Raw genomic sequence first — 15,288 nt, 5'->3', positions numbered from 1 at the left:
GTCGCCGCCTGGCCGTCGACCCGGGCGCCGAGCGCGCCGCGCCGGTCTTGCCAGGGCTGCGCCCAGGAGGGACCATCAGCGCCCTCGTTCTGCCCAGCAGCTGCCTCTCCCATGTCCCAGGAACCCCTTACGCCGTCGCCTTCGCCGTCTCTCTTCGCCCGCCTGGTCCAGGGCCTGCGCGCCTTCTGGCCGGCGCCGCTGCCCATCGACGGACGCGAGCGGCTGCGCGCCAGCCTCGGCGCCGGCCTCGGCATCCTGCTCGCGGCCCTGCTCGCCGCCTGGTGGCTGGAAGGCCAGCCGGTGCATCAGCATGGCGCCCTGGCATTGGCGCTGGTGGCGCCGCTGGGCGCCAGCGCCGTACTGGTGTTCGCCCTGCCCTCCAGTCCGCTGGCGCAGCCCTGGTCGGTGGTGGGCGGCAACACCCTGTCGGCGCTGATCGGCATCGCCTGCGCGCTGTGGATTCCCGAGGCCAACCTGGCCGCCGCCGTGGCGGTCGCCCTCGCCATCGCCGCCATGTTCACCCTGCGCTGCCTGCACCCGCCGGGTGGCGCCTCGGCGCTGCTGATGGTGCTGATCGGCGCCCAGGACTTCAGCTACGCCTGGAGTCCGGTGGCGCTGGATTCGCTGCTGCTGGTGAGCGCAGGCCTGCTCTACAACAACCTGACCCGCCGCCCCTGGCCCCATGTGCCGCGCCCGGCCGAGCCGAGTGGCGAGACGCGCCTGCAGCGCGCCGACCTCGACGCCGTGCTGGCACGCTACAACCAGGTGCTGGACATCAGCCGCGACGACCTCGCCGAATTGCTCGAACAGGTGGAGGCGCGCGCCTACCAGCGCAAGATGGGCGAGTTGCGCTGCGCCGACGTCATGAGCCACGAACCGGTGACGGCCCGCGCCGAGATGCCGCTGCAGCAAGCCTGGGCGCTGATGCGCGCCCGGCGCATCAAGGCGCTGCCGGTGGTGGATCGCCAGGGTCATCTGCTGGGCATCGTCACCGTCGCCGACTTCATGCGGCAGATCGATCTGGACGTCCACGAAGGCCTCGGCTGGCGCCTGAGATCGCTGGTCCGCCCGCGCACGCGCCAGGAGGAAAACAGTGTCGGTCACATCATGACCCGTACCGTGCGGGTGGCCAGCGCCGACCGCCTGCTGATCGATCTGGTGCCGGTGTTTTCCGAGAACGGCCACCGCCACATCCCCATCATCGACGGCTCGCGCCGCCTGGTGGGCATCATCACCCAGTCGGATCTGATCCGCGCGCTGTACCAGGCGGTACGGGCCTGACCGCAGCGAGCCGCCCTCGGCTGGGGTTCTGCAGCGAACCTCGCCGCGTTTTCGTCGTCTCAAAGGCACTGTCGCCCATTCCGGGCGACCTGCCAGGAATGTTCGGATGAAAACCGGTCCCGCTCGTGCCTCTTCGTTCTCCGCGCCTCGTGCGCTGCTCGCCAGCCTGGTCCTGGGCGGCGGTCTGCTGCTCGCGGGCTGCGCCGGCAACCCGCCGACCGCGCAGATGGCCGTGACCCAGTCCGCCGTCAACGAAGCCGTGAGCGGCGGCGGCAACCAGTTCGCCCCCATCGAGACCAAGTCGGCCCAGGACAAGTGGACCCAGGCCCAGGCCGCCCTGTCCAACGAGAAATACGACGAGGCCAAGCGCCTGGCCGAGCAGGCCGAGTGGGATGCCCGTCTGGCGACCCGCAAGACCCAGGCCGCCAAGGCCCAGGCGGCGCTGCAGGATGCCCAGAACAGCATCCAGCAGATCCGTGAGGAAGGTCAGATCAACCTCCAGCTGCAACAGAATCTACAGAAAAAGGTGCAGCAGTAAGGCTGCCCGCTCTCTTGAAGGACGAAACCATGCGTAAACGTTTTCTGCTCCCGCTGATGTCGGCGCTGACCCTCACCCTGGCCGCCTGCGCCACCCCGCCCAACCCCAATCTGGAAAAGGCGCGCAACGACTACGCCGCTCTCGAATCCCAGCCCCAGGCCACCCAGCTGGCAGCGCTGGAAACCAAGGACGCCGGCACCTGGCTGGCCAAGGCCGACAAGGCCTACAAGGACGGTGAGAACGAGCGCACCGTCGACCAGCTGGCCTACCTGACCCAGCAACGCATCCAGACCGCCATGCAGACCATCAAGCTGCGCATGGCCGAAGCCGAGCTGAAAAAGGTCGACGCCGAACGCGGCGAAGCCCGCCTCAACACCCGCACCCAGCAGCTGCAGCAACTGCAGAAGGCGATCAAGTAAGGTCCAGGGCGCAGGTCCCCTGGCGGGAATCCTGCGCCCCCTGCCGTGGTCCTCTACTGACCCGCGAGCGTCCTGCTCGCCACAGTCCGGAGGATTTCTCATGCACGCCATACGCCTACGCAAACCCGGTGGTCTGGACCAGCTGGAGCCCTGCGAACTACCCGATCCCGGGCAGCCGGGGGCTGGCGAGATCCGGGTGCGGATCAAGGCCAGTTCGCTGAATTTCCATGACCTGGGCGTGGTGCTGGGCAAGATGCCGACCGCCGATGGGCGCATTCCCATGTCCGATGGCGCCGGGGTGGTCGAGGCGGTGGGCGCCGGGGTCAGCGAATTCGCCGTGGGCGATCACGTGGTCTCGACCTTCTTTCCCCACTGGCTGGACGGCGAGCCGCCCATCGATGACTTTTCCACCACGCCCGGCGATGGCGTCGACGGCTTCGCCTGCGAGGTGGTGGTACGTCCAGCCACCGCCTTCACCCGCGCGCCCAAGGGCTACAGCCATGCCGAGGCGGCGACCCTGACCACCGCCGGGCTGACCGCCTGGCGCGCCCTGGTGGTGGACGGTGGCCTCAAGGCCGGTGACAGCGTGCTGGTCATGGGGACCGGCGGCGTCTCCATCTTCGCCCTGCAGATGGCCAAGGCCATGGGCGCCACGGTGATCGCCACCTCGTCCTCGGACGAAAAGCTGCAGCGCGCCTATGCCCTGGGCGCCGATCACCTGATCAATTACCGTGAAGAGCCGGAATGGGGCGCCAAGGTGCAGGCCATCACCGGCGGGCGTGGCGTCGACATCGTGGTGGAGGTGGGCGGTCCGGCGACCCTGGCGCAGTCCATCCAGGCCGCGCGCATCCATGGCCATCTGGCGCTGATCGGGGTGCTCACCGGCGTCGAGGGCCAGGTCCCCACCGCCAACCTGATGCGCCGCCACCAGCGACTGCAGGGTTTGATCGTCGGCAGTCGTCGCCATCAGCAGGAGATGATTCGCGCCCTGGAAAGCACCGGGATTAAGCCGGTCATCGATCGCAGCTACCCGCTGAACGAGATCGCCGCGGCCTTCGCCTTCCAGAAGGACGGCAGCCATTTCGGCAAGATCGTCCTGGAGTTCTGATAATGGTCAGACGAAAGCCAGACTGAGCCCAGCAGGCCTCTGCTAGACTTCCGGGATCGTCTCATCGCGTTCCGGAAGTCCCGATGACCTCGCCTGATCCCCTCCCCTATCTCGTCGTCATCGAAGACAACGGGCTGCTCGCCGAACTGCTGAGCAATCACCTCGAAGAGCGACTGGGCTGGACCTGTGTTCGCTTCGACAACGCCGACGACGCCCTGGTGCATCTGCTCCAGCAGCAGCAAAGCCCCGGGCTGGTGATCACCGACCACCTGATGCCCGGTCAGCTGCGTGGCGGCGAACTGGCGGAGATGCTGTTGCAGCGCTGGCCCGCGCTGCCCATGGTGATCACCTCGGGCTACGGCTACGAGATCACCACGGCGCTGCCCGAGCAGGTGATCTTCCTGCAGAAGCCCTGGACGCTGGACGAGGTGGATTCGGCGGTACGCCTGGCACGGGCACGCCAGGCGACGGGCTAGACACCCAGCTGGCCGCAGGCCTTGAGCAACTGGTCGATGGTCCAGGGCTTGGGCAGGAACAGCGCCCGCTCCTCGCGCTCGGCGTACTGCTGGCCGGTATAGCCGGAGGACACCAGGATCGGCAATTGTGGAAAGCGCTGACGCACCTGTTTGGCCAGGGCGAGTCCGTCCAGCCGACCCGGCATGCGCACGTCGGTGAACAGGAGATCGGGCGGTAAGGGATCGGACTCGAGCCAACCCCAGGCGGCGTCGGCGGTATCGAAGGACTGGACGGCATAACCTTCCATCTCGAACACCTCCGTCGCCAGCGATCTCAGCACCGGATCGTCTTCGACGACCAGCACGGTGGTAACAGCAGTGGAAGAAACTACATCGGTCATGGCAACGCTACTTCATTAGTACGACTAAATAGACCGAAATTTCTCGAATTGGATCACAAGGCTCGGATGGGCGGCTGGCAGCCGGGTGCCGGCACTTGTCTGATGCCGTAACGGCTACTTAATTCCCTGTCTGTCGGAAAAAGGTGCTGGCAGATCGCTAGCCATCGCCCGACTCTCTTACTCTAAGGCTCTCGCCGGACGTCACCGCCGTCCGCTTCCGCTGCTCACGCGTTCGAACGACCCCATGGCTGAATCCGCTCTCTCCCACGCTGAACTCCAGGCCGAAGTCCGTCGCCTCCGCGCCGCGCTCGACCAGTGCACCGCGCTGCCGCCCCAGGACGCCCAGCGGCGTCTGGCGATCTTTGATGGTGCCATCGATTTCGCCATGATCGTGCTCGATCCGGCCGGGGTGATCACCGACTGGAACAGCGGCGCCGAACGCCTGCTGGGCTGGACCGCCGCAGAGATTCGCGGCGCGCCGGTCGAGCGCTTCTTCACCCCCGAGGACAACCAGATCGGCCGGGCCGCGCTGGAAATGCGGTTGGCGCTGCAGGACGGTCGCGCCGAAGACGAACGCTGGCACCTGCGACGCGACGGCACCCGCTTCTGGGCCAGCGGCGAGATGCATCCGCTGCACGACGACGCCGGCCGCCATACCGGCTTCGTCAAGATCCTGCGCGACCGTACGCCCCAGCATCTGGCCGGCCAGGCCCTGCGTGACAGCCAGCGCCACGTGGGCGAGGTGCAGCAGAAACTGGCGGAAAGCGAGCGCTATTGGCGCGGTCTGTTCGAGCAACTGGACGAGGGCTTCATCCTCGGCACCATTCTGCGCGATGAGCAAGGTCGCGGCTGCGACTGGCGCTATGACCAGGTCAACCGAGCCTGGTGCACGCACTTCGGCCTGAGCGCGGAGCAGGCGATCGGCCAGACCGCCCGGACCCTGTTTCCCGAACTCGAAGACCTCTGGGTGGAGGATTTCACCCGGGTGGTGGATACCGGCCAGTCGTTCAGCTACGTGCGGCAATTCCAGGCCAACGGGCGCTGGTACGAAGGTCATGCGCACAAGGCCGGCGCGGAGAGCTTCCTGGTGCTGTTCCTGGATGTCACCGAACGCGAGCAGGCCGCCCAGGCGACCCGCGACGAAGAGCGCTATCGCCGCGCCCTGGCAGAGCTGGGCGAAGGCTTCAGCCACCTCAACGACATCGAGGCGGTCACCGAGCTGGCCTGCACAGTGCTGGGCACCCTGCTGGACGCCCAGCGGGTGGGCTACGGCCTGGTGGACGCCGACGCCGAGACCATCAGCGTGGAACGCGACTGGACGATCCCGGCCGCCGGCAGCCTGATGGGCACCCTGAATTTCCGCGACTATGGCAGCTGCATCGAGGACTTCAAGCGCGGCGAGACCGTGGCCATCGAAGATGTGCGCGAGGATGCCCGCACCTGCCACAACCTCGCCGCCATGCAACGGCTGGACACCCGCGCCTTCGTCAGCACCCCGCTGTTCGAGCACGGCCATTTCGTCGCCCTGCTCTATGTCAGCGCCAGCCAAGCGCGGTGCTGGACGCCGGCCGAAGTGCAATTCATCCGCGAGGTCGCCAATCGCACCCGCTCGGCGACGGCGCGGCTGACCGCTGAGCGCGCCCTGCGCGACAGCGAACTCAATCTGCGGCTGGTGGCCGACACCCTGCCCTGCCTGATCGCCTTCGTCGATCGCGAGCTGATCTATCGCTTCGCCAACATCGAGGCGCCCAAGTGGTTCAAGGACGCCCCGGAAAGCATCCTGGGTCGCAGCATGGCCGAGGTCTTCGCCCCGGAGCTGTTCGCGGCTCGGCGTCCGGCCATCCAGGCCGCCTTGGACGGCACCCCGGCGCGGCTGGACCTGCCCTGGGCCTGGCCGGACGGCCGCCGACGCATCGCCGACATCCACTATCGTCCGCGGCGCGATGCGCGCGGGGCGGTGGATGGCTTCTATGTCTTCGCCCAGGATGTCACCGCCCAGCGCGACGCCCAGACGCTGATCCAGGCGCAGAATCTCAGCCTCAGCCAGGAGGTCCAGGCGCGCACCGCCGAGCGCGACCGGCTCTGGGCGCTCAGCGAGGATCTGCTGCTGACCGCCGATTTCAACGGGCAGCTGCTACGGGTGAGTCCCTCCTGGTCGCGCGGCCTGGGCTATTCCGAAGCCGAGTTGCTCAGCCGCCCCTACCGGGAACTCATCCATCCCGACGATCTGCCAGGGGTGCTGGTGGCACTGGACGAACTGCGCCGCAGCGGCCTGCCGGCGCGGGTGGAAAACCGCGTCCTGGCGGCGGACGGCAGCTGGCGCTGGCTGTCCTGGACGCTGTCGATGGACACCGAACAGGATCGCCTCACCGGCGCCGGGCGCGACATCACCCGGGAAAGGGACGCCGCGGAGACTCAGGCGCTGCTGGAAGAGCAGTTGCGCCAGTCGCAGAAGATGGAAGCGGTCGGCCAGCTCACCGGCGGCCTGGCCCATGATTTCAACAACCTGCTCGCCGGCATCGTCGGCAGTCTGGACCTGCTCACGGTACGCATCGGCCAGGGCCGGCTGAACAATCTCGAGCGCTACACCACCGCCGCCCAGGGCGCCGCCATCCGCGCCGCCGCCCTGACCCACCGGCTGCTGGCCTTTTCCCGCCGGCAGACGCTGGATCCCAAGCCCACCGACGTCAATCGCCTGGTGGCCGGCATGGAAGACCTGATCCGTCGCACGGTGGGTCCGGCCATCCAGATCGAGGTGGTGGCCAGCAGCGAGCTGTGGTCGACCCTGGTCGATCCGCCGCAACTGGAAAACGCCCTGCTCAACCTCTGCATCAATGCCCGCGACGCCATGCCCGAGGGCGGTCGCATCTTCATCGAGACCGCCAACCGGGCGCTGGATGCGCGCATGGCCCGGGTCCGCGACCTGGAAGCGGGCGAATACATCGCCCTCTCGGTGACCGACAACGGCTGCGGCATGCCGCCCGAGGTGATCGCCAAGGCCTTCGATCCCTTCTTCACCACCAAGCCGATCGGGGTGGGCACGGGGCTGGGCCTGTCGATGATCTACGGTTTCGTGCGCCAGTCCGGCGGCCAGGCGCGCATCCATTCCCAGGTCGATCAGGGCACCAGCGTCACCCTCTTCCTGCCACGCCATCGCGAAGCGGCCACCGGCGTCGACCTCGCCGCCAGCCAGCCGAGCCTGCCGCGCCAGGGCCACGGCGAGACGGTGCTGGTGGTGGATGACGAACCCACGGTACGGATGCTGGTGGTGGAGGTGCTGGAGGAACTGGGCTACGCCGCCCTGGAAGCGGCGGATGCCAGCTCCGGCTTGCGCCTGCTGGAATCCGACGTGCGCATCGACCTGCTGATCAGCGACGTCGGCCTGCCCGGCGGCATGAACGGTCGCCAGATGGCCGACGCCGCCCGCCAGCGCCGCCCAGGCCTCAAGGTGCTGTTCATCACCGGCTACGCCGAGAACGCCGTGGTCGGCAACGGCCACCTGGAGCCCGGCATGCACGTGATGACCAAGCCCTTCGCCATGGACGCCCTGGCGGTGCGCATCCGCGATCTGATCGAAGGGACCTGAGGTCAGCGTCCGAGTGGATCATCCCTCACCCCAGCCCTCTCCCGGAGGGAGAGGGGGCGGTTGGGAGGCGTAGGTTGATAGCGGCTTTAACCTTATCCACGCTCAATCTGAAGGTTCCAGTGGAAAACGCTGCGTGGTTTTCCACGCTACGCCAGGACATCGGCTGGATCGCGGCCATGGGCCGCTCCTACGGGAAGCGGTCGCGCCAGGCTCGACCGCCCCTCTCCCCTGGGAGAGGGCTGGGGTGAGGGCGCTCCAGCGCAGAGGTACCCCTCCGTTGGGCTTCGCTGCGCTCAACCCAACCTATGCGGTCGATCTCGGCCGTAGGGTGGATAACGGCGCAGCCTTCCACGAATAGAGGCGGGGCTTGCCCAGTGGAAAACGCTGCGCGGTTTTCCACGCTACGCCAGGACATCGGCTGGATCGCGGCCATGGGCCGCTCCTACGGGAAGCGGTCGCGCCAGGCTCGACCACCCCCTCTCCCCCTGGGAGAGGGCTGGGGTGAGGGCGCTCCAGCGCAGAGGTGTCCCCTCCGCTGGGCTTCGCTGCGCTCAATCCAACCTACGCGGCCGTAGGGTGGATAACGGCGCAGCCTTATCCACGGATGGAGCCGGGCTTGCCCAGCGGAAAACGCTGCGCGGTTTTCCACGCTACGCCAGGACATCGGCTGGATCGCGGCCATGGGCCGCTCCTACGGGAAGCGGTCGCGCCAGGCTCGACCAACCCTCTCCCCTGGGAGAAGGCTGGGGTGAAGGCGCTCCAGGGCAGAGATATCCCTCCGTTGGGCTTCGCTGCGCTCAACCCAACCTACGCGGTCGATCTCGGCCGTAGGGTGGATAACGGCGCAGCCTTATCCACGAATGGAGGCGGGGCTTGCCCAGTGGAAAACGCTGCGCGGTTTTCCACGCTACGCCAGGACATCGGCTGGATCGCGGCCATGGGGCGCTCCTACGGGAAGCGGTCGCGCCGGACTCCACCGCCCCCTCTCCCCCAGGGAGAGGGTTGGGGTGAGGGCGCTCCAGCGCGGAGGTATCCCCGCTGTTGGCTTTCGCTGCGCTCAACCCAACCTACTCTGCCGGTACCCGTACCCAGCCTTCCATCAGGCGCCGGGCGCTGCGGCTCATGCTGGCCTTTTCCACCTGCCAGACGCCGCCGACCTCGCGCGCCCGGGCGCCGACCGCCACAGTGCCGGCGGTATGGCCTATGCGGACCTGGCGGCCGTCCAGGTCGCCGGTCAGGGTGTGGACCAGGGTCCCCGGCAGCGCCGCGGCCACCGCCACGGCGACCGCGCCGGTACCGGGGATGGCGTGGTGCAGCTTGCCCATGGAGATCATCCGCGCGATGACGTCGAGCTCCTCGGCCTGGACCTGCTTGCCACCCGCCACCCGGTAGGTCTGGGGTGGGGCGATCAGGCACAGCTTGGGCGTATGTGGCCGCTCCGCCGTGGCCTGGGCGGCGGTCGCGGCCAGCCCCATGGCCACCGCGCCCGCCGCGCGCAGGGCCTCCAGGCGCGCCAGCAGCGGCCCATCGCCGTTGACCTGCGCCTGGGTTTCGGTGCCGCTCAGGCCCAGGGTCTCGGCGCGCACGAAGACGGTGGGATTGCCGGCATTGAGCAGGGTCACCGGCAGCCGGCCCAGCCCCGGGACGTCCAATTCGTCGACCGCCCGCCCGGTGGGCAGCACACTGCCGTCGCTGCCCGCCGGATCGAGAAAGTCGAGCACCACCTCGGCGGCCGGAAAGGCCACGCCGTCGAAGCGAAAGTCGCCCTCCTCCTGCACCTCGCCATTGGCCATGGGAACGTGGGCGAGGATGCGCTTGCCCAGATTGGCCTGCCAGATGCGCACCCTGGCCAGACCGTCGCGCGGCGCCTGGACCAGGCCCTCGCTGATGGCGAAGGGGCCGACGGCGGCGCTGAGATTGCCGCAGTTGCCCGACCAGTCGATCACCGGTACCTCGATGGCCGGGGCGCCGAACAGATAGTCGACGTCACAGTCCGGGCGGCAGGACGGCGCGATTACCACCACCTTGCTGGTGCTGGAGGTGGCTCCGCCCAGGCCGTCGATCTGCTTGCCGTAGGGATCGGGGCTGCCGATCACCCGCAGCAGCAGCGCATCGCGCGCCGGACCGGCCGGCGGCAGGTCGCGGGCATGAAAGAACACGCCCTTGCTGGAACCGCCACGCATGTAGACGGCGGGGATACGCAGTTGCGGCATCAGAGGTCTCCGTCAGGTGCCTAGGCGAGATAGCGGCCGAACCAGCCCAGGGTGCGGTCCCAGGCCAGGCGCGCGGCGGCTTCGTCGTAGCGCGGGGTGGAATCGTTGTGGAAGCCATGGTTGGTGCCGGCATAGCGATGCACCTCGTAGGTCTTGCCGGCCGCCTGGAGCGCCGCTTCGTAGGCGGCGGCGCCCTCGTTGATGCGCGGATCGTTCTCGGCGTAGTGGATCAGCAGCGGCGCCTTGATCGCGGCCACCTCCTCGGCGCGTGGCTGACGTCCATAGAAGGGCACCGCCGCAGCCAGTTCCGGGTAGGCCACGGCGGCCGCGTTGGCCACCCCCCCGCCATAGCAGAAGCCGGTGATGCCGACCTTGCCGGTGCTGAATTCGTGGCCCATCAGGGTTTCCACGGCGGCGAAGAAATCGTTCATCAGCTTTTCCGGATCGACCTGCTGCTGCAGTTCGCGACCCTTGTCGTCGTTCCCGGGATAGCCGCCCATGGCGGTCAGGCCATCCGGCGCCAGGGCCAGGTAGCCGGCCTTGGCCAGGCGCCGGGCGACGTCTTCGATATAGGGATTGAGGCCGCGATTCTCGTGGACCACCACCACCGCCGGCACCTTGCCGCTGGCCTTGGCCGGGCGCACCAGATAGCCACGGACGCGGCCATGGCCCTTGGGCGAGGGGTAGTAGACGTATTCGGCGACGATGTCCGGATCGGTGAACTCGACCTGGGTGGCCAGGGCATAGTTGGGCGTCAGGGCCGCCAGCACGCCGGTGGCCGACAGCCCCAGCACCGCGGCGCAGGCGCCGGCGCGGTCGAGGAAGTCGCGGCGGCTGATGCGACCGTGCACATAGAAGTCGTAGAGCTCGAGCAGTTCGGGCGAGAAATCCTTGGCGGTGAGACGGGTCATCGCGGCGCTCCTCTGGCGGGAAACGGGGCCGCCGGCCCGGTTGGGCGGGCGCCCCGATGGCTCCCGAGTGTGCCGCGAATCGTCTGACTAAGCTACCGTCCGCGCGCCCTCAACCGGACGCCTGCAGCTCCTGCAGGATGGCGATCAGCGCCTCGAAACTGACCGGCTTGTTCAGATGCCGGGCGAAACCCGCCGCCCGCGCCTTGTCGATGTCCAGCCGGGTGCCGTAGCCGGACAGCGCCACCGCCGGCGTGCCGACATTGCGATCGCCCGCCCGTATCTGGCGCAGGAATTCGTGGCCGTCCATCTCCGGCATGCCGATGTCGGAGAGGATGACGTCGAAATCCTGCGCCTGGGCCAGCGCCAGGCCGCTCTGGGAGTCGGTCGCGGCGGTGACCAGGATGCCCTCCTCTTCGAGCAGCAGTTGCAGGGTCTCGACGATATCGGGGGAATCGTCCACCAGCAGCACCCGCAGCCCGACAACGGACTGGCCTTCCGCCTGCGCCTCGTCCAGCTGGCGTTCGTCGTCCTGGCACAGCGGCAGCCAGACGCTGAAGCGCGCGCCCAGGCCAAGGCCCTCGGAATGGGCTTCGATGCGCCCGCCATGGGCTTCCACCAGCTGCTTGACCAGCGCCAGGCCGATGCCCAGGCCATGCTGGGCGCGAGCGGTGTATTTCATTTCCGCCTGGCCGAACATGTCGAACACCCGCGGCAGGAAATCCGCTGCTATGCCCTGCCCGGTATCGGTGACGTCCAGCCGCGCCTCGTCGCCGTCCACCCCCAGGCTGATCTCCACCTGGCCGCCAGCCGGGGTGAACTTGATGGCGTTGTTGAGCAGATTCCAGACGATCTGGCCAATGCGGGTGGCATCCGCCTGGACATGCAGCGGCGTCTCCGGCAGCCGGGTGCAACTCACCTGCACCTCGCCTGCCAGCGGACGAATCACGTCGGCGATCTCGCGCAGCTGCTGGGCCAGGTCCAGACTCCGGCGCTCCAGCTTGAGCTTGCCGGTACGGATGCGCGACAGGTCGAGCAGGTCGTCGATGATCTGCGCCTGGCTGCGCACCGCGCGCTGAATGGCCTCGGTAGCACGGCGCGCCAGGGGTACCTCGCGCAGCACCGGCGAACGGGTCAGCAGCTCGCTGTTGAGCTGGATGAGATTGAGCGGGTGCTTGAGTTCATGGGACATCACCGCGAAGAACTCGTCCTTGAGCTTGCCCAGCGCCTGACTCTGGGCCAGGTGGTTGGCCGTTTCACTGGCGCGTACGTGATCGGCGGTGGCATCCCGGGCGATCTTGGCATAGCCCTCACCGCCAGAGGCGTTGCTCATACGGCTGAGCACCCCGGTGCAGTACAACCGGCTGCCGTCCTTGCGTCTCAGCCAGCGTTCGTCGTGGGCGACGCCCGCTTCCCGGGCCTGGCGCATCTCGGCGTCCGGTACCTGGGCGGCGACGTCTTCCGGGGTGAAGATCAGGCCCATTGGCTGGCCCAGGGCCTCGCGCTCGCTGTAGCCGAACAGCCGGGTGGCACCGCCGTTCCAGCTGTTGATGATGCCGGCGGCATCCAGGGTGACGATGGCGTAGTCCTGGATGTTCTGCGCCACCAGGCGCATGTTTTCCTCGCCGGCGCGGGCGCGATCCTGGGCCAGGCGCCGGTCGGTGATGTCGATGAAGGTCAGCACCGCGCCCTCGATGCGATCCTCGGCGGTGCGATAGGGCAGCAGTCGCGCCAAATACCAGCGCTCGTCCTGGCTGCGCACCTCGCGCTCGATCAGCCGGAGCGATTCGAAGACCTGGTTGGCGTCGGCGGCCAGCTCGGGATAGTCCAGCCGATGGGTGATGTCGAGCAGCGAACGCCCGGTATCGCTGACGATCATGTTGAAGATGCTCACCGCGCGCGGGGTGAATCTCTTGATGCGCATGCCGCGATCGACGAACACCGTGGCGATGTCGGTGGAGGTGATGAGGTTCTGCAGATCGTCGTTGATCTTGCCGGTTTCCTCGATCTTGGACTTGAGCTCGTAGTTGACGGTGATCAGTTCCTCGTTGATCGATTGCAGTTCTTCCTTGCTGGTCTCCAGTTCCTCGGTGGCCGACCGCAACTCCTCGTTGATCGCCTGCAGCTCCTCGTTGGACGCCTTGAGCTCCTCGGTAGAGGTCTCGGACTGCTCGATGGTCAGCTGCAGCTGCTCCTTGGTGCGCTGCAGCTCGGCCTCCAGCTGGGTGAGCACGCTGTCCTTGGCCTCGGTGTGATCGCCGCCGGCGTCGGTGCTCATGACGTCCTCGACTTCGTCGAAGAGCACCAGCATGTAGTCGGTACTGGTGTCGCTGTCGCGGAAGGGGCGCACCACCATATTGATGTAGTAGCTACGGTCGTCGCGCTGGATATGCACGCGACGCGCCTCGACGCTCTTGTTGCTCTGCAACGCCTGGAACAGCGCCGTACGCAGCTCCAGGCGCAGTTCCTCCAGCACCAGCGCTGGCAGGCTGTAGCTGGGCTCGCCGCCGACGTAGCGCAGAAAGCGCCCGGCCCGCTCGGACATGTGCACGATATTGGATTCGCGGTCGACGATGATGCTCGGCGGCGCGTACTGCTCCAGCACCCGCTGATGCACCTCGGCGAAGGAGACCTTCTTGCGCCGGCCGACCTGGTGCGGCGGCAGGCGCACGCTGTGCATGCCCGGATTGAGATTGAGCAGCGGCGTGGGCCGCACCACGCTGGTGGTGTGCTTGGCGCGGTAGATGCGGTTCTTCTTGTCCACCGTGGCGAACAGACTGCTCTGCACGTCGGCCGACTCGGAGCTGCCGAGGAACAGATAGCCACCCGGCTTGAGGGCGAAATGGAAGGTGTGCAGGATCTCGGCCTGCACCTCGCGATCCAGATAGATCAGCAGGTTGCGGCAGCTGATGAGATCCAGGCGGGAAAACGGCGGATCGCTGAGCAGGTTGTGCTGGGCGAACAGCACCTTCTCGCGCAGCTCCTTTTTCACCCGGTACTGATTCTGCTCCTTGAGCAGGTGCTGGCGCAGGCGCGCGGGGGCGACGTCGGTGACGATGGAGCCCGGATAGACGCCATGCCGGGCCACCGCCAGGGCATGCTCGTCGAGATCGGTGGCGAACACCTGCAGCCGGGCGCCGGACTGGCGCAACTCGGCCTGTTCGGTCAGCAGCATGGCCAGCGAATAGGCTTCCTCGCCACTGGAACAGGCGGCGCTCCAGACGCGCAATTCCTGGTCGTCTTCGTTGACCGGCAGGTGCTCGAACAACTCCGGAATGACATCGCGTTCCAGGGCCTCGAAGGCCTCGCGATCGCGAAAGAAGTTGGTCACGCCGATGAGCATGTCCTTGAGCAGCGCCGGCGTCTCTTCCGGATGCTCATGGAGAAAGCCGGCATAGGCCGGCATGTCGGCGATGGCGTTGACCTGCATGCGCCGCTCCACCCGGCGCAGCACCGTGGCGGTCTTGTACTGCTTGAAATTGTGTCCGGTGCGGGTGCGCAGCAGGGTGAGGATGTCGCGTAGCGCCAGCTGCATGGCCTTGCTGGACGGACCGGGCACCCGGGACTCATAGTCCAGCTGGCGCAATTCGCTCTGGCTCAGGCTGCTGATGGTGGTGGCCAGTTCCAGCAGCTTCTGCGGCATCTCCACCACGGGCAGGATGAAATCCACGGTGCCCGCGGCGATGGCGCTGCTGGGCATGGAATCGAATTCGGCATCTTCCGGCGCCTGGGCCAGGGTCACCCCGCCCTGCTCCTTGATCCGCCCCAGGCCCACGGCGCCATCGGCGCCGTTGCCCGAGAGGACGATGGCCACGGCATGGGTCCGGTGCACATCGGCCAGGGTGCGAAAGAACAGATCCACCGCCACATGATCGCCCTGGGGGCGTTCCGCTGGACTCAGGCGCAGATAGCCATCGTTCATGGTCAGGTCATGGCCTGGCGGAATCACATAGACCTGCTCGGCCTGGATGGGCACCGGCTGGGTGACTTGCTGCACCGGCAGGCGGGTGGCGCGCTGCAGGATCTGGTCAAGGTTGCTCTGGTGTTCCCGCGACAGGTGCATCACCACCACGAAGGCCATGCCGCAGTCGGCCGGCAGGGCTTCGAAGAAGCGCAGCAGGGCCTGGATCCCCCCGGCGGAAGCCCCGATCCCCACCACCGGAAACGGCAGATCACTGGGGGTCAGGTGCTTGGAACTGTTAGGTTTGGCCACATCTGCCTGGTTGCTCATCTATCCGCCGTCAGAAAATCCGCAAGAAATCGTGATCGCCGCACCTGCACCGATCCAGCCAGGCCCTCCTCCCTTTCACCCGGAAAAGGCCTGCCGCCGGCCTGAGTATAACGAGCGCACGCCAAAGGGGCGGCCCTCATCCTGCCGC

General features: G+C 67.5%; 9 protein-coding genes and 1 pseudogene. 6 read left to right on the top strand and 4 right to left on the bottom strand.

Translation table 11 applies throughout. The features are described 5' to 3' along the window. Nucleotides 1–111 precede the first annotated feature (111 nt). The 5 genes and pseudogenes from DBY63_RS16040 to DBY63_RS16020 all read left to right on the top strand — a co-directional run bounded on the left by DBY63_RS16040 (nucleotide 112) and on the right by DBY63_RS16020 (nucleotide 3,822). Nucleotides 112–1,281, top strand: coding sequence for an HPP family protein (locus DBY63_RS16040; RefSeq protein WP_037006749.1), 1,170 nt, complete (start codon nucleotides 112–114; stop codon nucleotides 1,279–1,281). A 106-nt stretch (nucleotides 1,282–1,387) separates the two neighbouring features. After that, on the top strand, nucleotides 1,388–1,819 hold the full coding sequence (locus tag DBY63_RS16035; protein WP_027600079.1) for a DUF4398 domain-containing protein: 432 nt from the start codon (nucleotides 1,388–1,390) through the stop codon (nucleotides 1,817–1,819). A 29-nt stretch (nucleotides 1,820–1,848) separates the two neighbouring features. Beyond that, nucleotides 1,849–2,223: pseudogene (locus DBY63_RS16030) on the top strand (DUF4398 domain-containing protein); the annotation flags it as partial. A 115-nt stretch (nucleotides 2,224–2,338) separates the two neighbouring features. After that, complete coding sequence (locus DBY63_RS16025; RefSeq protein ID WP_108582429.1) at nucleotides 2,339–3,346, top strand: NAD(P)-dependent alcohol dehydrogenase; 1,008 nt, start codon at nucleotides 2,339–2,341, stop codon at nucleotides 3,344–3,346. An 83-nt stretch (nucleotides 3,347–3,429) separates the two neighbouring features. After that, the gene (locus DBY63_RS16020) at nucleotides 3,430–3,822 is read left to right on the top strand and encodes a response regulator (protein WP_042136947.1); all 393 of its coding nucleotides are present in this window, start codon (nucleotides 3,430–3,432) and stop codon (nucleotides 3,820–3,822) included. Here DBY63_RS16020 and DBY63_RS16015 read toward each other — a convergent pair. Further along, nucleotides 3,819–4,202, bottom strand: a complete 384-nt coding sequence (locus tag DBY63_RS16015) for a response regulator (RefSeq protein WP_044341647.1) — start codon at nucleotides 4,200–4,202, stop codon at nucleotides 3,819–3,821. The two genes, DBY63_RS16020 and DBY63_RS16015, sit on opposite strands and share 4 nt — an antisense overlap. Nucleotides 4,203–4,446: 244 nt before the next feature. Here DBY63_RS16015 and DBY63_RS25270 point away from each other — a divergent pair, with 244 nt between their 5' ends. Beyond that, on the top strand, nucleotides 4,447–7,788 hold the full coding sequence (locus DBY63_RS25270; RefSeq protein WP_108582428.1) for a PAS domain S-box protein: 3,342 nt from the start codon (nucleotides 4,447–4,449) through the stop codon (nucleotides 7,786–7,788). Nucleotides 7,789–8,855: 1,067 nt separating this feature from the next. Here the strand turns inward: DBY63_RS25270 and prpF are convergent. The 3 genes from prpF to DBY63_RS15995 form a co-directional block, all read right to left on the bottom strand. Further along, nucleotides 8,856–10,001: a 2-methylaconitate cis-trans isomerase PrpF gene (prpF, locus tag DBY63_RS16005; protein ID WP_027600075.1), complete on the bottom strand. Its 1,146-nt coding sequence runs from the start codon at nucleotides 9,999–10,001 to the stop codon at nucleotides 8,856–8,858. Nucleotides 10,002–10,021: 20 nt separating this feature from the next. Beyond that, nucleotides 10,022–10,912, bottom strand: coding sequence for a YghX family hydrolase (gene yghX / locus DBY63_RS16000; protein ID WP_007163110.1), 891 nt, complete (start codon nucleotides 10,910–10,912; stop codon nucleotides 10,022–10,024). A 109-nt stretch (nucleotides 10,913–11,021) separates the two neighbouring features. Further along, nucleotides 11,022–15,140 carry a CheR family methyltransferase gene (locus DBY63_RS15995; protein WP_108582427.1) on the bottom strand — a complete coding sequence of 1,373 codons (4,119 nt, stop codon included), beginning with the start codon at nucleotides 15,138–15,140 and terminating at the stop codon, nucleotides 11,022–11,024. Nucleotides 15,141–15,288: the final 148 nt, after the last annotated feature.

Origin of the sequence: Pseudomonas sp. RIT411, assembly GCF_003057735.2 — a bacterium.
Classification (GTDB): Bacteria; Pseudomonadota; Gammaproteobacteria; order Pseudomonadales; family Pseudomonadaceae; genus Chryseomonas; species Chryseomonas oryzihabitans.
Note: the sequence above shows the minus strand (reverse complement) of the source record. Positions and strands in the feature narration are given on the sequence as shown.